Source organism: Mesorhizobium sp. 43Arga (genome assembly GCF_053714255.1).
This window is the reverse complement of sequence record NZ_JBSKBO010000002.1, coordinates 348,766-370,486: the sequence shown is the minus strand read 5'-3', so window position 1 is coordinate 370,486 and position 21,721 is coordinate 348,766. Positions and strand designations below refer to the sequence as shown.

Genomic DNA, 21,721 nt, shown 5'->3' with positions numbered 1-21,721 from the left:
AATCAGCCGGCGAGTATACGCTCGATTGCCGGGCGGTTCAGCCCCTTGAGGCCGATGACGACCAGGCGCGAACGGCGGTCGTCCTCGGCGGTCCAGGCGCGGTCATAGTAATGATTGACGCGCTGGCCGACGGCCTGCAGCAAAAGCCGCATCGGCTTGCCGCCGACCTCGACGAAGCCTTTCACGCGCAGCACGTTTTCCTGTTCAGCGGCGGCGGCGACGCGTTTTGCCAACTCGTCCGGATTGGCGATCGACGGGATGTCGACGATGAAGGTGTCGAAGTCGTCATGCTCGTGGTCGAACGCGCCGTCATGATGGGATTTGCGGTTCTCGATGTCGTCCTCGACGGCAAGACCGAGCCCGAGCAGCACGGAAGGATCGACCTTGCCATACGAGGTCGGCACGATCTTGACGGCGCGGGCGGAATGTTCGTTGACGATGGCGTTGGCGCGGGCCGAACCGGCGGCGTCCATCAGGTCGCTCTTCGAAAGGATGATCAGGTCGGCGCAGGCGATCTGGTCTTCGAACACCTCCTCGACCGGGTCGTCATGGTCGAGGCTGTCGTCTTGCGCGCGCTGCGCCTGCAGGGCGTCCATGTCGTTGGCGACGCGGCCTTCGGCAAGCGCCGGCCCATCGACCACGGCGATGACGCCATCGACGGTGACGCGGCTCTTCACCGTCGGCCACTGGAAGGCCTGGACCAGAGGCTTGGGCAGGGCCAGGCCCGAGGTTTCGATCAGGATGTGGTCGACCTTCGGGTTGAGCGACAGGATCTGGTCGAGCGCCGGTACGAAATCGTCGGCCACAGTGCAGCAAATGCAGCCATTGGCCAGTTCGACGATGTTTTCCTCCGGGCAGGTGTCGATACCGCAGCCCTTCAAGATCTCGCCGTCAATGCCGATGTCGCCGAACTCGTTGACGATAATAGCAATGCGCTTGCCGCCGGCGTTTTCGAGGAGATGGCGGACCAGCGTCGTCTTGCCGGCGCCGAGGAAGCCGGTGACGACGGTGCAGGGGACGCGGGTGACGGAAGCGCTCATGATCAGTCCTTCAGCAGGTCGAGGGGAGGAATGCGGGCAACGAGGCCGCGCTTGAGGGAATCGGGCCGGCCGCGCCAGGGGATGAGGCCGTCGGTCGAGGTGGCGAAGAGCTTTGCGCCGGTGACGAGGTCGGCGCCGCTGGTCGCGGTCAGGTCGCCGAACACATAGCTCCAGCAGCCGTCGCGCAGGATCGCGGCGCTGAGCCGGCGCTTGCAATTGCCGAGACATTCGACCGTGCGGATGCGGATGTTTTCATCAGATGCGGCGCGGCGCGTGTCTTCGGCTAGCAGTTCGCCGGCGCGGGGATGGGCGTCCGAGCCGGTCTCGTCGCGACAGGAGGCGCAGACGATGACGGTGACGCCGGCCAAGGCGTCGCTGTCGGCGGACGAATTGTCCGCTGTGCCAGCCGAAAAACTGCCGTTCTGGTCCAAAAGCCGGGCTCCTTGCCCGGAAACCCGCCGGGCGATCGGATTCTTTGTCGCAGACGGCAGGTCTCCTGGCTCGCGGGTCATCGCCTTGGGTGCCGCCTTCCCGGGAACGTCCCAGTGGCTTTCGGCCTTGGCTCTTCGCTTACAGTTGCGGGGACAGCCGCGGATTTGAGTTTTTTGCACCTCGCACCGCATTCCCTCTTAGCCCCTGCCGTTGCGGGCAAGGGACCGTCTGGAGCGGATTTAGGCTGTTGCGGGCAGCGGTGTCAACGCGCGGCTACGACATGGCGATGTCGGCCAGCGCCTGACCCAGATCGCCGGCGGGCGTCACTTCCATGCGTTCAAGGCCGAGCCAGCCCTGCATCTGCTTCAGTTCCTCGACGAGCTGAGCCGCGGTTTCCGGCGGCGCGCCGGGCTCGGCGTAGGCGGCGTGGACGCGCAGGACGCCGGCGGGCCGGTCGGCCTTGAGGTCGACGCGCGCGACAATCCGGTCGCCGAGCAGGAAGGGCAGGACGTAGTAGCCGTATTGGCGCTTTTCGGCCGGCGTGTAGATTTCGATGCGGTAGTGGAAATCGAACAGCCGCTCGGAGCGCGAGCGCTCGAAAACGACCGGGTCGAACGGTGCCAACAGGGCGCGGGCCTCGATTTTCCGGGGCAGGCGGGCGTCCTTGTGGAGGTAAGCCGGCTTGTCCCAGCCTTCGACACGCACCGGCACGAGTTCGCCCAGCTCGACCAGTTCCTCCAGCCGGCCTTTCATCTCGGCCGGCGACAGCCGAAAGTAGTCGCGCAAATCGCCCGATGTCGCCACGCCATGGGCGCGGGCGGAAATGCGCAGCAATTCGCGGTGCGCGTCCTCGGCCGGCGGCACCGGCAGATCGAGGATAGCCTGCGGCAGCACGCGCTCCGGCAAATCATAGAAGCGCTCGAAGCCGCGGCGGTGCGCCGTGGTGATGCGCCCGGCCCAGAACAGCCATTCGAACGCGTGCTTGGCATGGCTCCAGCCCCACCAGCCGCCCGAACCTTTCTGGCCTTCCAGCGCCGAAGCGGCGATCGGGCCGCGCGCGACGACCTCGCGGTAGATCTCTTCTATATAGGCGGCATGCTCGCGGCCCCATTTGGCCAGGCCCAGATACATCTCGTCGCCCTGTTCGGCGCGCTGCATGCGCCAGCGCATCAGCGGGTAGGTCTCGACCGGCAGGAAGGATGCCTCATGCGCCCAGTATTCGAAGACCGTGCGCTTGCGCGTCACGGCGGCATTGTCGAGCAGCGCGAGCGGGTAGGGGCCGAGCCGCGAATAGAGCGGCATATAATGCGCGCGCACCACCGCGCTGACGGAATCGATCTGCAGCAGGCCGGTGCGGGAGAGCACGCGGGCGAAGTGGCGGCGGTCGGGTGTGCCATTTGGGCGGGGATCGAGAAATCCTTGAGCGGCAAGTGCAATGCGCCGGGCGGTGGCAAGCGAGATTTTTTCCTTCATGCAGGTATCACTCTGGGGTGCTTCGGCTATGGGTCTGACGGGTGATTCCAGCCCATGCTAGCAGGGTTTTGGCGGTAACCTTGTCAGGAGAGAAAAGTGGAGTAAAAAGCGAAGGAAATCAAACAAGAGCGGATCGGACCAGTTTCTTCGGATCTGCCATCCAGGTCGGCGTTTTGAACAAGGTTTGACTTGCTTCGCTGGAAGTGCTGCGCTAACCCTCGCCGCGTTGCAGCATAGGCCCCTTAAAACGGTTCAGCGGTTAATCTGTCACGCTTCCGCATTAAGGTCCGGTGCTGTAATCAAAGTGGATTGGCGCCAACGGAAAGCCGCTGCATGAACGCACTTCTCAGTTCGTACCTGCCCATCGTCCTGTTCATCGGCGTGGCGCTGGTCGTCGGCCTGGCGCTGCTGGCCGCACCGTTCCTTGTGGCCTACCGCAATCCCGATCCCGAAAAGCTTTCCGCCTACGAGTGCGGTTTCAACTCGTTCGACGATGCCCGCATGAAATTCGACATCCGCTTCTACCTGGTGTCGATCCTCTTCATCATCTTCGATCTGGAAGTGGCCTTCCTGTTTCCCTGGGCCGTCTCCTTCTCGAAGATAGGCATGCTGGGCTTCTGGTCGATGATGGTGTTTTTGGCAGTGCTGACCATCGGCTTTGCCTATGAATGGAAAAAAGGAGCGCTGGAATGGGATTGAACGACAGTTCAGGCACCCTCGTCGCGCCGAAGCCGAAGGGCATTATCGATCCCAACACCGGCAGGCCGGTGGGGCAGGACGATCCCTTCTTCCTCGAAATCAACAATGAGCTTGCCGACAAGGGTTTTCTGGTCACCTCGACCGAGGCGCTGATCACCTGGGCGCGCTCGGGCTCGCTGATGTTCATGACCTTCGGTCTGGCGTGCTGCGCCGTCGAGATGATCCACACCTCGATGCCGCGCTACGATTCGGAGCGCTTCGGTGTTGCGCCGCGCGCCTCGCCGCGCCAGTCGGACATCATGATCGTTGCCGGCACGCTGACCAACAAGATGGCGCCGGCGTTGCGCAAGGTTTACGACCAGATGCCGGAGCCGCGCTACGTCATCTCGATGGGCTCCTGCGCCAATGGCGGCGGCTACTACCATTATTCCTATTCGGTGGTGCGCGGCTGCGACCGCGTCGTGCCGGTCGACATCTATGTGCCCGGCTGCCCGCCGAGCGCCGAAGCTTTGCTCTACGGCATTCTTCTCCTGCAGAAGAAAATCCGCCGCACCGGCACGATCGAACGGTAAATCCATGGCCGCATCCCTTAGCGAACTGTCGACCTATCTCGGCGAAAAGCTGATTGGTCGCGTCAATGACGCTGATATCGCCTATGGCGAGCTGACCATCCGTGTTGAACCGCGCGACCTCATCGAAGTCGTGACCTTCCTGCGCGACGATGCGCGCTGCCAGTTCATCTCGATCATCGATGTCTGCGGCGCCGACTATCCGTCGCGGGCCAAGCGCTTCGACGTCGTCTATCACCTGCTGTCGCCGAAACAGAATGTGCGCATCCGCGTCAAGGTGCAGGCCGATGAGGAGACGATGGTGCCGTCGATCACCGGTGTCTATCCCGGCGCCGACTGGTTCGAGCGCGAGACCTACGACCTTTATGGTGTGCTGTTCTCGGGCCATCCCGATCTGCGCCGCCTTTTGACCGACTACGGTTTCGAAGGCCATCCGCTGCGCAAGGATTTCCCGCTGACCGGCTTCGTCGAGGTGCGCTACGACGACGAAGCCAAGCGCGTCATCTATGAGCCGGTCGAGCTCAAGCAGGAATTCCGCAATTTCGATTTTCTCTCGCCGTGGGAAGGGACGGATTACGTCCTGCCGGGCGATGAAAAAGCCAAGACGAATTGAGGCGCCACAATGGCTGAGACCTCCGTCCGCAATTTCAACATCAACTTTGGACCTCAACACCCTGCGGCGCATGGTGTTTTGAGGTTGGTCCTCGAGCTCGACGGCGAGGTCGTGGACCGTGTCGATCCGCATATCGGGCTGCTGCATCGCGGCACGGAGAAGCTGATCGAGGCAAAAACCTATCTGCAGGCCGTGCCTTATCTCGACCGGCTCGACTACTGCGCGCCGATGAACCAGGAGCACGCCTTCGCACTGGCCGCCGAGCGCCTGCTCGGCATCGAAGTGCCGAAGCGCGGCCAGCTGATCCGCGTGCTCTATTGCGAGATCGGCCGCATCATGTCGCACATCCTCAATGTGACGACGCAGGCCATGGACGTCGGCGCGCTGACGCCGCCGCTGTGGGGCTTCGTCGAGCGCGAAAAGCTGATGGTGTTTTATGAGCGCGCCTCCGGCTCGCGCATGCATGCCGCCTATTTCCGCCCTGGCGGCGTCCACCAGGACCTGCCGCGCCAGCTGGTCGAGGACATCGGCAAGTGGATCGACCCGTTCCTGAAGTCGATCGACGACCTCGACAAGCTGCTGACCGGCAACCGCATCTTCAAGCAGCGCAACGTCGATATCGGCATTGTCTCGCTGGCCGATGCCTGGGCCTGGGGTTTTTCCGGCGTCATGGTGCGTGGTTCGGGCGCGGCCTGGGACCTGCGCAAGTCGCAGCCCTATGAGTGCTATTCGGAAATGGATTTCGACATTCCGATCGGCAAGAACGGCGACTGCTACGACCGTTACCTCGTGCGCATGGAAGAAATGCGCCAGTCGGCCAGGATCATGCGCCAGTGCGTCGATCTCTTGCTCGGCAAGGAAAGCACCGGTCCGGTGTCGAACCTCGACGGCAAGGTGGTGCCGCCCAAGCGCTCGGCGATGAAGCGTTCGATGGAAGCGCTGATCCACCACTTCAAGCTCTACACCGAGGGTTATCGCGTGCCGGCCGGCGAGGTCTACGCGGCCGTCGAGGCGCCGAAGGGCGAATTCGGCGTCTACCTCGTCTCCGACGGCACCAACAAGCCCTACCGCTGCAAGCTGCGCGCGCCCGGCTTCGCGCATCTGCAAGCCATGGATTTCCTCTGCCGCGGCCACTTGCTGGCCGACGTCACCGCCGTCCTCGGCTCCCTCGACATCGTGTTTGGTGAGGTCGATCGCTAAATGTCAGTCCGCCGTCTCGCAGAAGCCAGCGTCCAGCCAGCATCCTTCGCCTTCAACCGGGCGAACGCTGCAGCGGCGAAGCAATGGATCAAGAAGTACCCGAAGGGCCGCGAGCAGTCGGCGATCATTCCCTTGCTGATGATCGCGCAGGAGCAGGAAGGCTGGGTCACCAAGGCGGCGATCGAGACGATCTCGGACATGCTCGGCATGCCGCGTATCCGCGGGCTCGAGGTCGCGACCTTCTATACGCAGTACCAGCTCAATCCCGTCGGAACCCGCGCGCACATCCAGGTCTGCGGCACCACGCCCTGCATGCTGCGCGGTTCGGAAGCGCTGATGGATGTCTGCCGCTCGAAAATCCACCACGACCAGTTCCACACCAACGACAAGGGCACCTTGTCGTGGGAAGAGGTCGAATGCCTCGGCGCCTGCGTCAACGCGCCGATGGTGATGATTTTCAAGGACACGTTCGAGGACCTGACGCCGGAACGGCTGGCTGAAATCATCGACCTCTATGATGCGGGCAAGGGCGCTTCGGTGGCGCCGGGGCCGCAGAACGGCCGCACCGGCTCGGAGCCGGCCTCTGGTCTCACGACGCTGAAAAGCGAAAAGGCGATCCTCAAGTCGACCCGCGACCGGGAAGCCAGGGAGGCCGCAAAGGCCGCCAAGGCGGCACCCGACGCGATCATCGCCGCGCCCGTTCCGGCACCCGCTCCCGTCGCGCCGTCCAACGCCAGCAAGCCGAAGACCGACGCGCCTGAAACCAGTCCGGCGTTGAAGACACCCTCGAAGACCAAGGTGGCGCCGGCGGCGGAGAAGGCGGCGAGCGTTTCGGCGCCGCTGCATTCGGCGGCCAATGCCAACAAGGCGGCGCCGGAAGTCGAGAAGGTCTCCAAGCAGCGCAATGGGCCGAAGGCCAAGGCCGAACCGGCTTCCGCTTTCAAGGCGCCGGAAGCCAAGGCGCCGGAGGCAAAGCCGGCAAAACCGTCGCTGGAGGACAAGAATCGCCCGGCCGGTATCGACAGGCCGGCAGCGGTCGACGATCTCAAGCTGATCTCCGGCGTCGGCCCGAAGATCGAGGGCGTCCTGCATACACTGGGCATCTTCACCTTCACGCAGGTCGCTTCCTGGAATAAGGCCGAGCGCGAGTGGGTGGACGGCTATCTCTCCTTCCACGGCCGCATCGAGCGCGACGACTGGGTCAAGCAGGCCAAGGCGCTCGCCAAGGGCGGCGTCGCCGAATACATCCGCGTCTTCGGCAAGAAGCCGGTCTGAGGGACGAAAAATGCTTCAGGATAAAGACCGCATCTTCACCAACATCTACGGCCTCTTCGACAAGTCGCTGGCCGGCGCCATGGCGCGTGGCGCCTGGGACAACACGCCCGGCATCGTCGCCAAGGGGCGCGAGTGGATCGTCAACGAGATGAAGGCGTCCGGCCTGCGCGGCCGTGGCGGCGCCGGCTTCCCGACTGGCCTCAAATGGTCGTTCATGCCCAAGCAGAGCGATGGCCGGCCGAGCTACCTCGTCATCAACGCCGACGAATCCGAGCCTGGCACCTGCAAGGACCGCGACATCCTGCGCAACGACCCGCACACGCTGGTCGAAGGGGCGCTGCTCGCCGGCTTCGCCATGGGCGCGGTTGCCGCCTACATCTATGTGCGCGGCGAGTTCATCCGTGAGCGCGAGGCGTTGCAGCGCGCCATCGACGAGGCCTACGAAGCCAAGCTGATCGGCAAGGGCAACACGTCAGGCTATGATTTCGACGTCTACATGCATCACGGCGCTGGCGCCTATATCTGCGGCGAAGAGACGGCGCTGCTGGAAAGCCTGGAGGGCAAGAAGGGCCAGCCCAGACTGAAGCCGCCATTCCCGGCCAATGTCGGCCTCTATGGCTGCCCGACGACGGTCAACAATGTCGAGTCGATCGCGGTGGCGCCAACCATCCTGCGCCGCGGCGCGGCCTGGTTCTCGTCCTTCGGCCGGCCCAACAATGTCGGCACCAAGCTGTTCTGCGTGTCCGGCCACGTCAACAATCCGTGCACCGTCGAAGAGGCGATGTCGATCCCGTTCCGCGAACTGATCGAGACGCATTGCGGCGGCATCCGCGGCGGCTGGGACAATCTCTTGGCGGTCATTCCGGGCGGCGCCTCTGTGCCGCTGGTGCCGGCCGAGCAGATCATCGACACGCCGATGGATTTCGACGCGCTGCGCGACCTCAAATCCGGCCTCGGCACCGCGGCCGTCATCGTCATGGACAAGTCGACCGATGTCGTGAAGGCGATCGCGCGGCTGTCGTATTTCTACAAGCATGAGAGCTGCGGCCAGTGCACGCCGTGCCGCGAAGGCACCGGCTGGATGTGGCGGGTGATGGAGCGGCTGGTGCGCGGCGAGGCGCAGAAGCGCGAGATCGATATGCTGCTCGACGTCACCAAGCAGGTCGAGGGCCACACGATCTGCGCGCTGGGCGATGCGGCGGCATGGCCGATCCAGGGCCTGATGCGGCATTTTCGCGGCGAGGTGGAACGGCGCATCGACGAGTTTTCGCGCAACGCGCATCGGGCCGAACCGGTGATGGTGGCGGCGGAATAGACGAATTGAGTGCGGGCGAAAGCCCGAAACGAAAACAACGGGGCGGGGCGAACGAAGAAACGACCAGGAGAACCCTATGGCGGCGTATTCGACACCCTACCCATTGATGCCCAATTTGGACCAGATCGAGAAGATGAACCAGGACCTGACCAGGATGATGCCGAAGGAGATGGCCAGCGCCGTCAACCTTTTCGTGCACCCTGTTGCAGGTGCGGTGGCGATGTCGGCGCTCGGCATCGGGCTCGCCAATCACGCCTTCGGCGTTTGGCTGGGGGCACTCACAGGAGCCGCCGAGGCATCACAGCGGCTGATGCAGCCGCTGATCGAGGATTTCGAGACACGCGTCGAGCAGTTCGAGGACGCGAACTCGTCGTCCACCAAGGCGCGGGCGACGGCCAAGACCCTGATTGCCGAGGCGCAGTCCTTCGCGCAAGAGGTCACCGACATCGCCGCCAAGGAAGCCGCAACCACGGCGCCGGCGGTGAATGCGGCTCCGGCGGCCGGCGAGGCCGCCGATGTGCTACTGCCCGAGGATTTCAGGCAGCCCAGGGCGATCGACAAGCCGGCGAAACCGTCCGACCTCAAGGCGATATCAGGCATCGGACCGAAGCTGGAAAAGGTGCTGAACGGGCTTGGCATCTGGACCTATGCCCAGATCGCCGCCTGGTCGCCGCAGGAGATCGCCTGGGTCGACGATTATCTGTCGTTCAACGGCCGTATCGGCCGCGACGACTGGACTGCGCAGGCGGCTGCGCTGGCCGCGAAGAAATGAATGAAATGCCGGGTGCCGCGTCTGTCGCGCCCGGGAAATGAGATTGCGGGAAATCCGCAGGGGTTTGAAGCGAATGGCAAAGCTCAAGGTCGACGGGAAAGAGATCACTGTACCCGACCATTACACGCTGCTGCAGGCGGCGGAAGACGCGGGCGCGGAAGTGCCGCGCTTCTGCTTCCATGAGCGGTTGTCGATCGCCGGCAATTGCCGCATGTGCCTGATCGAGGTGAAGGGCGGGCCGCCCAAGCCGCAGGCATCCTGCGCCATGGGCGTGCGCGATTTGCGCCCCGGCCCCAATGGCGAGCCGCCGGAAATCTTCACCAACACGCCGATGGTCAAGAAGGCCAGGGAAGGCGTGATGGAGTTCCTGCTGATCAACCATCCGCTGGATTGCCCGATCTGCGACCAGGGCGGCGAGTGCGACCTGCAGGACCAGGCGATGGCCTTCGGCGTCGATTCCTCGCGCTACCACGAAAACAAGCGCGCGGTCGAAGACAAGTATATCGGCCCGCTGGTCAAGACGGTGATGAACCGCTGCATCCACTGCACGCGCTGCGTCCGCTTCACCACGGAAGTCGCCGGCATTTCCGAACTCGGCCTGATCGGCCGTGGCGAGGACGCAGAGATCACCACCTATCTCGAACAGGCGATGACCTCGGAACTGCAGGGCAATGTCATCGATCTGTGCCCGGTCGGCGCGCTGACCTCCAAGCCCTTCGCCTTCCAGGCGCGGCCGTGGGAATTGACCAAGACCGAATCCGTCGACGTGATGGACGCTGTCGGCTCGGCGATCCGCATCGACAGCCGCGGCCGCGAAGTGATGCGCATCCTGCCGCGCGTCAACGAGCAGGTGAACGAGGAGTGGATTTCCGACAAGACCCGCTTCATCTGGGACGGATTGCGCACGCAGCGCCTCGACCGTCCCTATGTGCGCAAGGACGGCAGGCTGGTTGCGGCAAGCTGGGCCGAAGCGTTCGCGACAATCAAGGAAGCGGTGTCGAAGACGACGCCCGAGAAGATCGGCGCCATCGCTGGCGATCTTGCGGCGGTCGAGGAAATCTATGCGCTGAAGCTGCTGATGGCTTCGCTCGGCTCCAGGAATGTCGATTGCCGCCAGGATGGCGCCGCACTCGATCCGGCGCTCGGCCGCGCCAGCTACATCTTCAACCCGACGATCGAAGGCATCGAGCAGGCCGACGCGGTGCTGATCATTGGCGCCAATCCGCGATTCGAAGCCTCGGTGCTCAATGCCCGCATCCGCAAGCGCTGGCGGGTCGGCAATCTGCCGGTCGGCGTCATCGGCGATGTCGGCGACACGCGCTACGAGTATGAATTGCTCGGCGCCGGGCCGGATTCGCTCAAGGATCTGGCCGACGGCAATGGCAAGTTCTTCCAGACGCTGAAGAAGGCGACGCATCCGCTGATCATCGTCGGCCAGGGCGCGCTGGCGCGCGCCGACGGCGCGGCCGTGCTCGGCCAGGCGGCGAAGCTCGCCACTGCCGTCAATGCCGCTCGCGCCGACTGGAACGGCTTTGCCGTGCTGCACAATGCGGCGGCGAGAGTCGGCGGCCTCGATCTCGGCTTCGTGCCGGGCAAGGGCGGCAAGGATGTCGCCGGCATGCTGGGCGAAACGGACGTGCTGTTCCTGCTCGGCGCCGACGAAATCGACATGGGCAAGACGGGCGGCTCCTTCGTCGTCTATATCGGCACGCATGGCGACCACGGCGCGCACCGCGCCAATGTCATCCTGCCGGCGGCCGCCTACACGGAAAAGTCGGGCACCTACGTCAACACCGAAGGGCGCGTGCAGCAGACCAACCGCGCCGGCTTCGCCCCGGGCGACGCGCGCGAGGACTGGGCGATTCTGCGGGCCCTGTCTGACGTGCTGGGCAAGAAACTGCCGTTCGATTCGCTGCCGCAACTGCGCGCCAAACTCTATGGCGAGTACCCGCATCTGGCTCGCATCGATCAGGTCGCAGCCGGCAGTGCCGAGGACATCGCCGGCGTGGCGAAGCTCGGCGGACGGCTGAACAAGGGCACCTTCACCTCGCCGGTCAAGGATTTCTACCTGACCAACCCGATCGCGCGGGCGTCGGCCGTGATGGCGGAATGCTCGGCACTGGCCAAGAGCGGCTTCAAGCAGGCGGCGGAATAAGCATGGACACCTTCTTCTCCTTCTACGTGCTGCCTGCGCTGCTGATCCTTCTGAAGTCAGTCGTGCTGATCGTGGTGCTGCTGATCTTCGTGGCCTACATCCTCTACGCCGATCGCAAGATCTGGGCGGCGGTGCAGTTGCGCCGCGGTCCGAACGTCGTCGGCCCCTGGGGGACGCTGCAGGCCTTCGCCGACCTGTTGAAATTCGTCTTCAAGGAACCGGTCATCCCGTCCGGCGCCAACAAGGGCGTGTTCCTTCTGGCGCCGCTGGTGTCGGCGGTGCTGGCGATTTCGGCCTGGGCGGTCATTCCGGTCAACCAGGGCTGGGCGATCGCCAACGTCAATGTCGGCATCCTCTATGTTTTCGCCATCTCCTCGCTCGAGGTCTATGGCGTGATCATGGGCGGCTGGGCGTCCAACTCGAAATACCCGTTCCTCGGCGCGCTGCGTTCGGCCGCGCAGATGGTGTCCTACGAAGTCTCGATCGGCTTCGTCATCGTCACCGTGCTGCTCACCGCCGGCTCGCTCAATTTGTCCGACATTGTGCTGTCGCAGCATGATGGAATCGGCACGCGGCTTGGCCTGCCCAACACCTTCCTCGACTGGAACTGGCTGGCGCTGTTCCCGATGTTCATCATCTTCTTCATCTCGGCGCTGGCCGAGACGAACCGGCCGCCTTTCGACCTGGTCGAGGCCGAATCGGAACTGGTCGCCGGCCATATGGTCGAATATTCGTCGACGCCGTTCCTGCTGTTCTTCCTCGGAGAGTATGTCGCCATCGTCCTGATGTGCGCGCTGGCCACCATCCTGTTCCTTGGCGGCTGGCTGCCGCCCTTCGACTTCGCGCCCTTCACCTGGGTGCCCGGCGTCATCTGGTTCGTGCTGAAGGTCTGCTTCGTGTTCTTCGGCATCTCCATGGTGAAGGCCTTCGTGCCGCGCTACCGCTACGACCAGCTGATGCGGTTGGGCTGGAAAGTGTTCCTGCCGATCTCGCTGTTCATGGTGGTCGCCACCGCAGCCTTCCTCAAGATCACGGGGTTTGCGTGATGTCCGTTTTGTCCCAGGCCGCAAAATCGCTGCTGCTGCAGGATTTCGTCAGCGCCTTCTTCCTGTCGATGCGCCAGTTCTTCGCGCCGAAGGAGACGATCAACTACCCGCACGAGAAGGGGCCGGTCAGCCCGCGCTTCCGGGGCGAGCACGCGCTGCGCCGCTATCCCAATGGCGAGGAACGCTGCATCGCCTGCAAATTGTGCGAGGCCATCTGCCCGGCGCAGGCCATCACCATCGAGGCCGGCCCACGCCGCAATGACGGCACGCGCCGCACGGTGCGTTACGACATCGACATGGTGAAGTGCATCTATTGCGGCTTCTGCCAGGAAGCCTGCCCGGTCGACGCCATCGTCGAGGGGCCGAATTTCGAGTTCGCGACGGAAACGCGCGAGGAGCTCTACTACGACAAGGACAAGCTGCTGGCGAATGGCGACCGGTGGGAGCGCGAGCTGGCGCGCAACATCTCGTTGGATGCGCCGTACCGCTGATATTTGACGCATGGACGAGGCGAGGGGCCTCGTCCAGAGGATGATCCCGAAAAGTTGCAGACTTTTCGGACCAGATCATCCTCCGGAATGAAAAGAGTGGCCCATGTTTCTTTCGATCGGGTCTTTTAACCCGATCGGAACATGGGCTAGGAACACGCAACTTGACGGCCGGAGGCGGTCGCAGAAATCAAACAGGACGAGCGTCCTGTTCGGACAGGAACCCGGGGGAACCCCAATGCTGAGTGGACTAGAGGCGGCCTTTTTCTACCTCTTCGCCTTTGTCGCCGTGGCGTCGGCGTTCATGGTCATTTCATCGCGCAACCCCGTGCATTCGGTGCTGTTCCTGATCCTGACCTTCTTCAACGCCGCCGGCCTGTTCATGCTGACCGGCGCCGAATTCCTGGCGATGATCCTGCTCGTCGTCTATGTCGGCGCGGTGATGGTGCTGTTCCTGTTCGTCGTCATGATGCTCGACGTCGACTTCGCCGAAATGAAAGAGGGCGCGCTGCAATACGCGCCGATCGGCGCGCTGGTCGGGCTGATCCTGGCGGCGGAGCTGATCGTCGTGCTGGGCGGCTACACATTCGCGCCGAAGCTGGCCTCGACGGTGGCGAAGCCCATTCCCGATCTCGCGGCGCGTTCGAACACGGCCGCGCTCGGCGACATCCTCTATACCGACTACCTCTACTACTTCCAGATTTCGGGCCTCATCCTGCTGGTTGCCATGATCGGCGCCATCGTGCTGACGCTGCGCCACAAGGAAGGGGTCAAGCGGCAGTCGATCGCAGCCCAGGTCGGCCGAACGCCGGCCACCGGCATGGAAATCCGCAAGGTCAAGTCGGGCGAAGGAGTCTGAGATGGTCGTCGGCATCGCACACTATCTGACCGTATCGGCTGTTCTGTTCACGCTCGGCGTGTTCGGCATCTTCCTGAACCGCAAGAACGTCATCGTCATCCTGATGTCGGTCGAGCTGATCCTGCTTGCGGTCAACATCAACTTCGTCGCCTTTTCGGCGGCGCTCGGCGATCTGGTCGGCCAGGTGTTCGCGCTGTTCGTGCTGACGGTCGCGGCGGCTGAAGCCGCAATCGGACTTGCCATTCTCGTCGTCTTCTTCCGCAACCGCGGCTCGATCGCGGTCGAAGACGTGAACATGATGAAGGGTTGACGGAACCACCATGTATCAGGCCATCGTCTTCCTTCCCCTGCTCGGCTTCCTGATCGTCGGCCTGTTCGGCACGTCGCTCGGCGCCAAGGCATCCGAATACATCACCTCCGGTTTCCTGGTGATTTCGGCTGTTCTGTCGTGGGTAGCCTTCTTCAGCGTCGGCTTCGGCCATGGCGAGGTGTTCACCGTGCCGGTGCTGCACTGGATCCAGTCCGGCGGGCTGGACGCATCCTGGGCGCTGCGCATCGACACGCTGACGGTGGTGATGCTGGTGGTGGTCAACACCGTGTCGGCGCTGGTCCATATCTATTCGATCGGCTACATGCACCACGATCCGAACCGGCCGCGCTTCTTCGCCTATCTGTCGCTGTTCACCTTCGCCATGCTGATGCTGGTGACCGCCGACAACCTCGTGCAGATGTTCTTCGGCTGGGAAGGCGTGGGTCTCGCCTCCTACCTGCTGATCGGCTTCTGGTACAAGAAGCCGTCGGCCAATGCCGCGGCCATCAAGGCCTTCGTCGTCAACCGCGTCGGCGATTTCGGTTTCGCGCTCGGCATTTTCGGCGTGTTCGTACTGTTCGGCTCGGTCAATCTCGGCACCATTTTCGCCAATGCGGCGACGTTCATTCCGGCCGAAGGCGCGCCGCAAGGTGCTGCCGTGCTGACCTTCCTCGGCCATGCGCTGGACAAGCAGGCCGCTATGACCGTCGTCTGCCTGCTGCTGTTCATGGGTGCGATGGGCAAGTCGGCGCAGGTACCGCTGCACACCTGGCTGCCGGACGCCATGGAAGGCCCGACGCCGGTCTCGGCTCTCATCCATGCCGCCACCATGGTGACGGCGGGCGTGTTCATGCTGGCGCGGCTGTCGCCGCTGTTCGAACTGTCGCATTCGGCGCTGACCGTGGTGACCTTCATCGGCGCCTTCACTGCCTTCTTCGCGGCGACCGTCGGTCTGGTCCAGAACGACATCAAGCGCGTCATCGCCTATTCGACCTGTTCGCAGCTCGGCTACATGTTCGTGGCGCTCGGCGTCGGCGCCTATGGCGCGGCGATCTTCCACCTGTTCACGCATGCCTTCTTCAAAGCGCTGCTGTTCCTCGGTTCGGGCTCGGTCATCCATGCCGTCTCCGACGAGCAGGACATGCGCAAGATGGGTGGCCTGAGGTCGCTGATCCCGACCACCTACTGGATGATGGTGATCGGCACGCTGGCGCTGACCGGCGTCGGCATTCCGGTGACCGTCATCGGCACCGCCGGCTTCTTCTCCAAGGACGCCATCATCGAAAGCGCCTTTGCCAGCCACAATTCGGTTGCCGGCCTCGCCTTCGTGCTTTTGGTCATCGCCGCCTGCTTCACCTCCTTCTACTCCTGGCGCCTGATCTTCATGACCTTCCACGGCAAGCCGCGGGCAAGCCATGAGGTGATGCACCATGTCCATGAATCGCCGCCGGTGATGCTGGTGCCGCTGTTCGTGCTGGCCGCCGGCGCGTTGTTTGCCGGCATCATCTTCCACAATTCCTTCATCGGCGAAGGCTATGCCGAGTTCTGGAAGGCGTCGCTGTTCACGCTGCCGGACAATCACATCCTGCACGAAATCCACGAACTGCCGCTGTGGGTGGAACTGTCGCCCTTCATCGCCATGCTGATCGGCTTCGCGGTGGCCTGGAAGTTCTACATCCGCTCACCGGAACTGCCCCGCAGCGTCGCCGCCAACCATCGCTTGCTCTACGCCTTCCTGCTCAACAAGTGGTATTTCGACGAGCTCTACGACTTCCTGTTCGTGCGGCCCGCCAAGCGGCTTGGCCATTTCCTGTGGAAGACCGGTGACGGCACCGTCATCGACGGGCTCGGGCCGGATGGCATTTCGGCGCGCGTCGTCGATGTCACCAACCGCGTCGTCAAGCTGCAGACCGGCTACCTCTACCACTACGCCTTCGCCATGCTGATCGGCGTTGCCGCACTCGTCACCTGGATGATGCTCTGATGACCGCCTGGCCAATCCTCTCGCTGGTCACCTTCCTGCCGCTGGTTGGTGTGCTGCTGATCCTGTTCATCAGGGATGACAGCGAAAACGCGCGCCGCAACATCCGCGCTATCGCGCTGTTGACGACGACGTTCACCTTCATCGTCTCGCTGTTCATCTGGACCGGTTTCGACAATTCGCAGGCCGGCTTCCAGTTTGTCGAAAAGGCAGCCTGGCTCGACTCCGGCATTTCCTACCATATGGGCGTCGATGGCATTTCCATGCTGTTCGTCATCCTCACGACGTTCCTGATGCCGCTCTGCATCCTGGCGTCGTGGGAAGCGATCGACAAGCGCGTCAAGGCCTACATGATCGCCTTCCTGCTGCTCGAGACGCTGATGATCGGCGTGTTCTGCGCGCTGGATATCGTGCTGTTCTACGTCTTCTTCGAAGCCGGCCTGATCCCGATGTTCATCATCATCGGCGTGTGGGGCGGCAAGCGGCGCGTCTACGCCTCGTTCAAGTTCTTTCTCTATACGCTCGCCGGTTCGGTGCTGATGCTGCTTGCCATCATGGCGATGTTCTACCAGTCCGGCACCACCGACATCCCGACGCTGTTGACGCACAGCTTCCCGGCCAGCATGCAGACCTGGCTATGGCTTGCCTTCTTCGCCTCCTTCGCGGTGAAGATGCCGATGTGGCCGGTGCACACCTGGCTGCCGGACGCACACGTCGAGGCGCCGACGGCGGGTTCGGTGATCCTGGCCGCCATCCTCCTGAAGATGGGCGGATACGGCTTCCTGCGCTTCTCCTTGCCGATGTTCCCGCTGGCGTCCGAAATGTTCGCGCCGCTGGTGTTCACGCTGTCGGTCGTCGCCATCATCTACACCTCACTGGTGGCGCTGATGCAGGAGGATATGAAGAAGCTGATCGCCTATTCGTCGGTCGCCCATATGGGCTTCGTCACCATGGGCATCTTCGCCATGAACCAGGAAGGCGTGCAGGGCGCCATCTTCCAGATGCTCAGCCATGGCCTCGTCTCGGGCGCCCTGTTCCTGTGCGTCGGCGTGATCTACGACCGCATGCATACGCGTGAGATCGCCGCCTATGGCGGCTTGGTCAACAACATGCCGAAATACGCCACCGTGTTCATGGTCTTCACCATGGCCAATGTCGGCCTGCCCGGCACCAGTGGCTTCGTCGGCGAGTTCCTGACCATGCTCGGCGTGTTCCGGGTCAACACCTGGGTGGCGTTCTTCGCCGCCACCGGCGTCATCCTGTCGGCGGCCTACGCGCTCTGGCTCTACCGCCGGGTGATCTTCGGCGCGCTGACCAAGGACAGCCTGAAGGGGCTGCTCGACCTTTCGCCGCGCGAGAAGGTGATCATCTACCCGCTGGTCGTGCTGGTCATCTTCTTCGGCGTCTATCCCGCTCCCGTCTTCGATGCGACGGCCCAGTCGGTCAAGTCGCTCGTCACCAATGTCACCGCATCCATCGGCGCCGCGCAGACCGCGGCGGCGAACTGACCCAGGGGTTTTGCGAACCATGACGCCGGACCTTCTCTCCAGCCTGTCGCTCTCGACGCCCGAGCTGATCCTTGCCATCGGCGCGCTCGCGCTGCTGATGGTCGGTGCCTATTCGCGCGCCAACACCGCCAATACGGTCACCGGCCTTGCCGTCGCCGTGCTGGTGGTCGCCGGCGTCTGGCTGATCTTTTCCACGGGGCAGGGCAGCGCCTATGGCAACGCCTTCATCCAGGATCCCTTCTCCCGCTTCATGAAGGTGCTTGCGCTGGTCGGCTCGGCGGTGACGCTGGTCATGTCGATGCGCTTTGCCAAGACGGAGCGTTTCGACAAGTTCGAATATCCGGTGCTGATCCTGCTGTGCACGCTAGGCATGATGCTGATGATCTCGGCCAACGGCATGATCGGGCTCTATCTCGGCCTCGAACTGCAGTCGCTGGCCATCTACGTGCTGGCGGCGATCAACCGCGACAATCTGCGTTCGACCGAGGCCGGCCTGAAATACTTCGTCCTCGGCGCGCTGTCGTCGGGCATGCTGCTCTACGGCATCAGCCTGGTCTATGGCTACACCGGCAACACCGGCTTCCAGGAAATCGCCTCGGCGCTTGGCAGTGGCCAGCGCCAGCTCGGTCTCGTTTTCGGCCTGGTCTTCGTGCTTGCCGGCCTTGCCTTCAAGATCTCGGCGGTGCCGTTCCATATGTGGACGCCCGACGTCTATGAAGGCGCGCCGACGCCGGTGACGGCCTTCCTGGCGGCGGCACCCAAGATGGCGGCGATGGCATTGATCGTGCGCGTCACCATGGGCGCGTTCAAGCCGATCGCCGCCGACTGGCAGCAGATCATCGTCTTCATCTCGATCGCCTCGATGGCGCTCGGCGCCTTCGCCGCGATCGGCCAGACCAACATCAAGCGGCTGATGGCCTATTCCTCGATCGGCCATATGGGCTACGCGCTGGTCGGCCTTGCCGCCAACAGCCAGGCCGGCGTGCGTGGCGTCGCCATCTATATGCTGATCTATCTGGTGATGACGCTCGGCACCTTTGCCTTCATCCTCGCCATGCGGCGCAAGGAAGGCAATGTCGAACAGATCAGCGACCTGGCCGGGCTGTCCTCGACAAATCCGATCATGGCCACGATCCTCACCATCCTGATGTTCTCGCTGGCCGGCATTCCGCCGCTCGCCGGCTTCTGGGGGAAGTGGTACGTCTTCCTCGCCGCCATCAACGCAAACCTCTACGCGCTGGCGATCATTGGCGTGCTGGCCTCGGTGGTGGGCGCCTACTACTACCTGCGCATCATCAAGATCATGTGGTTCGACGAACCGGTCGGCGGCTTCGTGCCGATGGCCAGTGAACTGCGTGTCGTGCTCGGCGTCTGCGGCGCCTTCGTGCTGTTCTATGTGCTGATCGGCGGACCGATCGGCACCTATGCCGAAGCCGCCGCCAAAACATTTTTCTGACGGGATGGCATTTCGGCTGGCTCCAACCTCGGCGTCGGAAGGGTTCCGGCTGGAGGCCCACGACAGCGTCGGCTCCACCAACACGGTGGCGCTGGACCACGCAAGGGCAGGCGACCCGGGCAGGCTGTGGGTCGTTTCCAAAAAGCAGGAAAGCGGGCGTGGCCGGCGCGGCCGCGCCTGGGTGTCGCCTGAAGGCAATCTCGCAGCGACCCTGCTCGTCATCACCGGCGGTGAACTTCGCCTGGCCGCGACGCTGGGTTTCGTCGCCGGACTGTCGCTCGCCGATGCACTCGACGCCGTGGTGCCGAAGGGCCGCATCGCCGTCGGGCTCGATGGCGCGAGCCAGGGACAAAACCGTTTCGAGCTGAAATGGCCGAACGATGTGCTTGCTTCGGGCGCGAAGCTCGCCGGCATCCTGCTGGAATCGGCGATACTGGAGGGCGGCCGCTTCGCGGTGGCGGTCGGCATCGGCGTCAATGTGGTGGCGCACCCCAGGGATTTGCCTTATCCCGCGACATCGCTGCAGGCTCTAGGCGCGACATGCGATGCGGAGACCTTGTTCCTGGCGTTGTCGGATGCCTGGAGCGAGAATGCCCGCCTGTGGGATGAAGGCCGCGGCCTAGCCGCCGTCAGGCGGCGCTGGCTGGCGCGCGCGGCGGGGCTTGGCGGAGAGGTTGCCGTCAGAATTGACGGTAATGTGGTGCGTGGGGTGTTCGAGACCATTGACGAGGACTGCCGTTTCGTGATCCGCGACGATGAGGGGACCGTCCTGACGATCGCGGCCGGCGACGTGCATTTCGGCGCAGTGGCGTCCGCTCGGGTATAATGGGCTGGCCTGAGGGCCAGGGAGGGAAAAATCATGGCGAAAGCGGAAAACGCCGAACTCGTCTTCGTACCGCTCGGCGGCGTCGGCGAGATCGGCATGAACTTCGCCCTCTACGGCTATGGCCCGCCGAGCGCGCGCGAATGGATCGTTATTGATGTCGGCGTCACCTTTCCCGACGCGGCGCATCCGGGCGTCGACCTGATCCTGCCCGACACGCGCTTCATCGAGGAAAACCTCGCCAATCTGCGCGGCATCATCATTACCCACGCGCATGAGGACCACTATGGCGCGCTGCTAGACACCTGGCCGAAGCTGAAGGCGCCGGTATGGATGACGCCGTTCAGCGCCGGGCTGTTGGAAGCCAAACGGCAGGGCGAGCAGGGGGCGCCGAAGATTCCGCTGACGATCTACCGGGCGGGCGAGAAATTCACCGTCGGTCCGTTCGAGATCGAAGCCATTCCGGTGGCGCACTCGATCCCCGAGCCGATGTCGCTGGCCATTACCACGCCGGCCGGCACCGTCATCCACACCGGCGACTGGAAGATCGATCCGGAACCGACGATTGGGCCGAAGACCGACGAGGCGCGGTTCCGTGCCTATGGCGACAAGGGCGTGCTGGCGCTGATCTGCGATTCGACCAATGCGCTGCGCGAAGGGGAATCGCCGTCGGAAGTGGCGGTTGGCGAGGGGCTCAAGGGCGTCATCCAGAGTGCCGTCGGCCGGGTCGCCGTCACCACCTTCTCCTCCAACGTCGGGCGTATCGTCTCCATCGCCAAGGCGGCGCGCGATGCCGGCCGCCAGTGCCTGGTGCTCGGCCGCTCGCTGAAGCGCGTCATCGATGTCGCCGACGAGCTTGGCTATATGGACGGCCTGCCGGAGTTCATCGCCGAGGAAGATTTCGGCTTCATTCCGCGCGAAAACCTGGTCATCATCTGCACCGGCAGCCAGGGCGAGCCGCTGGCGGCGCTGGCGAAACTGTCGCGCGACGAGATGAAATCGGTGTCGCTGACGGCGGGCGACACGGTGGTGTTTTCCTCGCGCACCATTCCCGGCAATGAGAAGGCGATCCTCGAGATCAAGAACCGCCTCATCGATCTCGGCATCAAGATCATCGAGGATGGCGACGCGCTGGTGCATGTCTCCGGCCATCCCCGGCGCAGCGAGTTGCGCAAGATGTATGAGTGGGTGCGCCCACGGATCGGCGTTCCCGTGCATGGCGAGGCGGCGCATCTGGTGGCGCAGGGCTCGCTGATGTCGACATCCGGCATCGGCCAGGTGGCGCAGGTGCGCGACGGCGACATGCTGCGGCTCGCTCCCGGCCCCGCCACCATCATCGACCAGGTGCCGTTCGGCCGCATCTACAAAGATGGCAATCTGATCGGCACCGATCAGGCGATGGGCATTCGCGACCGGCGCAAACTGTCCTTTGCCGGCCATGTCGCGGTCAATGTCGTGCTCGACGACAAATACGAGCTCGCCGGCGATCCCGATCTGGTCGCCATCGGCGTCGCCGAGGCCGACGCCAGCGGCGAAGCGCTGGAGGATTTGATGATCGATGCGGCTGTCGGCGCGGTGGACTCGATTCCCCGCCAGCGGCGAAAGGACCTCGACCTGGTTCAGGAAGCGGTGCGGCGCGCGGTGCGCGGCGCCGCCAACGAAGCCTGGGGCAAGAAACCGCTGGTGACGGTGTTTGTCACGAGGTGA

General features: G+C 63.7%; 20 protein-coding genes and 1 riboswitch. Of the genes, 17 read left to right on the top strand and 3 right to left on the bottom strand.

Going from position 1 to position 21,721, the window contains the following annotated elements; genetic code table 11:
- Window positions 1-2: 2 nt before the first annotated feature.
- The 3 genes from cobW to ACWGS8_RS08235 all read right to left on the bottom strand — a co-directional run bounded on the left by cobW (window position 3) and on the right by ACWGS8_RS08235 (window position 2,945).
- A complete protein-coding gene (gene cobW / locus ACWGS8_RS08245) occupies window positions 3-1,040 on the bottom strand; it encodes a cobalamin biosynthesis protein CobW (RefSeq protein WP_454580450.1) in 1,038 nt (345 codons plus the stop codon).
- Window positions 1,041-1,042: 2 nt separating this feature from the next.
- Window positions 1,043-1,471, bottom strand: coding sequence for a DUF1636 family protein (locus ACWGS8_RS08240; RefSeq protein ID WP_454580449.1), 429 nt, complete (start codon window positions 1,469-1,471; stop codon window positions 1,043-1,045).
- 38 nt (window positions 1,472-1,509) lie between these two features.
- Window positions 1,510-1,716, bottom strand: a riboswitch (cobalamin riboswitch).
- Between the two features lie 29 nt (window positions 1,717-1,745).
- Complete coding sequence (locus ACWGS8_RS08235) at window positions 1,746-2,945, bottom strand: winged helix-turn-helix domain-containing protein (protein ID WP_454580448.1); 1,200 nt, start codon at window positions 2,943-2,945, stop codon at window positions 1,746-1,748.
- Window positions 2,946-3,278: 333 nt separating this feature from the next.
- On the opposite strand from ACWGS8_RS08235, the gene ACWGS8_RS08230 reads away from it, so the two are divergent.
- The 17 genes from ACWGS8_RS08230 to ACWGS8_RS08150 all read left to right on the top strand — a co-directional run bounded on the left by ACWGS8_RS08230 (window position 3,279) and on the right by ACWGS8_RS08150 (window position 21,721).
- Complete coding sequence (locus ACWGS8_RS08230; RefSeq protein WP_010910112.1) at window positions 3,279-3,644, top strand: NADH-quinone oxidoreductase subunit A; 366 nt, start codon at window positions 3,279-3,281, stop codon at window positions 3,642-3,644.
- Window positions 3,635-4,216, top strand: a complete 582-nt coding sequence (locus ACWGS8_RS08225) for a NuoB/complex I 20 kDa subunit family protein (protein WP_126054018.1) — start codon at window positions 3,635-3,637, stop codon at window positions 4,214-4,216. The genes ACWGS8_RS08230 and ACWGS8_RS08225 overlap by 10 nt, the downstream gene beginning before the upstream one ends.
- 4 nt (window positions 4,217-4,220) lie before the next feature.
- Window positions 4,221-4,826 (top strand): NADH-quinone oxidoreductase subunit C, encoded by a 606-nt coding sequence (locus tag ACWGS8_RS08220; protein ID WP_454580447.1) that lies wholly within the window; start codon window positions 4,221-4,223, stop codon window positions 4,824-4,826.
- 9 nt (window positions 4,827-4,835) lie between these two features.
- Window positions 4,836-6,026 carry an NADH-quinone oxidoreductase subunit D gene (locus tag ACWGS8_RS08215; protein ID WP_454580446.1) on the top strand — a complete coding sequence of 397 codons (1,191 nt, stop codon included), beginning with the start codon at window positions 4,836-4,838 and terminating at the stop codon, window positions 6,024-6,026.
- Window positions 6,027-7,301 (top strand): NADH-quinone oxidoreductase subunit E, encoded by a 1,275-nt coding sequence (locus tag ACWGS8_RS08210; RefSeq protein WP_454580445.1) that lies wholly within the window; start codon window positions 6,027-6,029, stop codon window positions 7,299-7,301. It abuts the gene before it with no gap.
- Window positions 7,302-7,311: 10 nt separating this feature from the next.
- A complete protein-coding gene (gene nuoF / locus ACWGS8_RS08205; RefSeq protein WP_454580444.1) occupies window positions 7,312-8,616 on the top strand; it encodes an NADH-quinone oxidoreductase subunit NuoF in 1,305 nt (434 codons plus the stop codon).
- A 76-nt stretch (window positions 8,617-8,692) separates the two neighbouring features.
- Window positions 8,693-9,388, top strand: coding sequence for an NADH-ubiquinone dehydrogenase (locus tag ACWGS8_RS08200; protein WP_454580443.1), 696 nt, complete (start codon window positions 8,693-8,695; stop codon window positions 9,386-9,388).
- 73 nt (window positions 9,389-9,461) lie between these two features.
- Window positions 9,462-11,543 carry an NADH-quinone oxidoreductase subunit NuoG gene (gene nuoG / locus ACWGS8_RS08195; protein ID WP_454580442.1) on the top strand — a complete coding sequence of 694 codons (2,082 nt, stop codon included), beginning with the start codon at window positions 9,462-9,464 and terminating at the stop codon, window positions 11,541-11,543.
- 2 nt (window positions 11,544-11,545) lie between these two features.
- On the top strand, window positions 11,546-12,589 hold the full coding sequence (gene nuoH / locus ACWGS8_RS08190; protein ID WP_032930718.1) for an NADH-quinone oxidoreductase subunit NuoH: 1,044 nt from the start codon (window positions 11,546-11,548) through the stop codon (window positions 12,587-12,589).
- Window positions 12,589-13,080 (top strand): NADH-quinone oxidoreductase subunit NuoI, encoded by a 492-nt coding sequence (gene nuoI, locus ACWGS8_RS08185; protein ID WP_135901350.1) that lies wholly within the window; start codon window positions 12,589-12,591, stop codon window positions 13,078-13,080. The genes nuoH and nuoI overlap by 1 nt, the downstream gene beginning before the upstream one ends.
- Before the next feature lie 235 nt (window positions 13,081-13,315).
- Complete coding sequence (locus ACWGS8_RS08180) at window positions 13,316-13,936, top strand: NADH-quinone oxidoreductase subunit J (protein WP_454580441.1); 621 nt, start codon at window positions 13,316-13,318, stop codon at window positions 13,934-13,936.
- A gap of 1 nt (window position 13,937) precedes the next feature.
- Complete coding sequence (nuoK, locus tag ACWGS8_RS08175; protein ID WP_010910101.1) at window positions 13,938-14,246, top strand: NADH-quinone oxidoreductase subunit NuoK; 309 nt, start codon at window positions 13,938-13,940, stop codon at window positions 14,244-14,246.
- Between the two features lie 10 nt (window positions 14,247-14,256).
- Window positions 14,257-16,230 carry an NADH-quinone oxidoreductase subunit L gene (nuoL, locus tag ACWGS8_RS08170; protein WP_454580440.1) on the top strand — a complete coding sequence of 658 codons (1,974 nt, stop codon included), beginning with the start codon at window positions 14,257-14,259 and terminating at the stop codon, window positions 16,228-16,230.
- On the top strand, window positions 16,230-17,735 hold the full coding sequence (locus tag ACWGS8_RS08165) for an NADH-quinone oxidoreductase subunit M (RefSeq protein WP_454580439.1): 1,506 nt from the start codon (window positions 16,230-16,232) through the stop codon (window positions 17,733-17,735). Before nuoL ends, ACWGS8_RS08165 begins: the two co-directional genes overlap by 1 nt.
- Before the next feature lie 19 nt (window positions 17,736-17,754).
- Window positions 17,755-19,191, top strand: coding sequence for an NADH-quinone oxidoreductase subunit NuoN (gene nuoN / locus ACWGS8_RS08160; RefSeq protein WP_454580438.1), 1,437 nt, complete (start codon window positions 17,755-17,757; stop codon window positions 19,189-19,191).
- 4 nt (window positions 19,192-19,195) lie between these two features.
- Window positions 19,196-20,017, top strand: a complete 822-nt coding sequence (locus tag ACWGS8_RS08155) for a biotin--[acetyl-CoA-carboxylase] ligase (RefSeq protein ID WP_454580437.1) — start codon at window positions 19,196-19,198, stop codon at window positions 20,015-20,017.
- Between the two features lie 33 nt (window positions 20,018-20,050).
- Window positions 20,051-21,721, top strand: coding sequence for a ribonuclease J (locus ACWGS8_RS08150; protein ID WP_454580436.1), 1,671 nt, complete (start codon window positions 20,051-20,053; stop codon window positions 21,719-21,721).

Coding starts and splice junctions, on each gene's coding strand:
- nuoI (WP_135901350.1), top strand. CDS start 12,589: ATGTCCGTTTTGTCCCAGGCCGCAAAATCGCTGCTGCTGCAGGATTTC.
- ACWGS8_RS08230 (WP_010910112.1), top strand. CDS start 3,279: ATGAACGCACTTCTCAGTTCGTACCTGCCCATCGTCCTGTTCATCGGC.
- ACWGS8_RS08200 (WP_454580443.1), top strand. CDS start 8,693: ATGGCGGCGTATTCGACACCCTACCCATTGATGCCCAATTTGGACCAG.
- ACWGS8_RS08220 (WP_454580447.1), top strand. CDS start 4,221: ATGGCCGCATCCCTTAGCGAACTGTCGACCTATCTCGGCGAAAAGCTG.
- ACWGS8_RS08150 (WP_454580436.1), top strand. CDS start 20,051: ATGGCGAAAGCGGAAAACGCCGAACTCGTCTTCGTACCGCTCGGCGGC.
- ACWGS8_RS08210 (WP_454580445.1), top strand. CDS start 6,027: ATGTCAGTCCGCCGTCTCGCAGAAGCCAGCGTCCAGCCAGCATCCTTC.
- nuoH (WP_032930718.1), top strand. CDS start 11,546: ATGGACACCTTCTTCTCCTTCTACGTGCTGCCTGCGCTGCTGATCCTT.
- cobW (WP_454580450.1), bottom strand. CDS start 1,040: ATGAGCGCTTCCGTCACCCGCGTCCCCTGCACCGTCGTCACCGGCTTC.
- nuoK (WP_010910101.1), top strand. CDS start 13,938: ATGGTCGTCGGCATCGCACACTATCTGACCGTATCGGCTGTTCTGTTC.
- ACWGS8_RS08180 (WP_454580441.1), top strand. CDS start 13,316: ATGCTGAGTGGACTAGAGGCGGCCTTTTTCTACCTCTTCGCCTTTGTC.
- ACWGS8_RS08165 (WP_454580439.1), top strand. CDS start 16,230: ATGACCGCCTGGCCAATCCTCTCGCTGGTCACCTTCCTGCCGCTGGTT.
- ACWGS8_RS08215 (WP_454580446.1), top strand. CDS start 4,836: ATGGCTGAGACCTCCGTCCGCAATTTCAACATCAACTTTGGACCTCAA.
- nuoL (WP_454580440.1), top strand. CDS start 14,257: ATGTATCAGGCCATCGTCTTCCTTCCCCTGCTCGGCTTCCTGATCGTC.
- nuoG (WP_454580442.1), top strand. CDS start 9,462: ATGGCAAAGCTCAAGGTCGACGGGAAAGAGATCACTGTACCCGACCAT.
- nuoN (WP_454580438.1), top strand. CDS start 17,755: ATGACGCCGGACCTTCTCTCCAGCCTGTCGCTCTCGACGCCCGAGCTG.
- ACWGS8_RS08155 (WP_454580437.1), top strand. CDS start 19,196: ATGGCATTTCGGCTGGCTCCAACCTCGGCGTCGGAAGGGTTCCGGCTG.
- nuoF (WP_454580444.1), top strand. CDS start 7,312: ATGCTTCAGGATAAAGACCGCATCTTCACCAACATCTACGGCCTCTTC.
- ACWGS8_RS08225 (WP_126054018.1), top strand. CDS start 3,635: ATGGGATTGAACGACAGTTCAGGCACCCTCGTCGCGCCGAAGCCGAAG.
- ACWGS8_RS08235 (WP_454580448.1), bottom strand. CDS start 2,945: ATGAAGGAAAAAATCTCGCTTGCCACCGCCCGGCGCATTGCACTTGCC.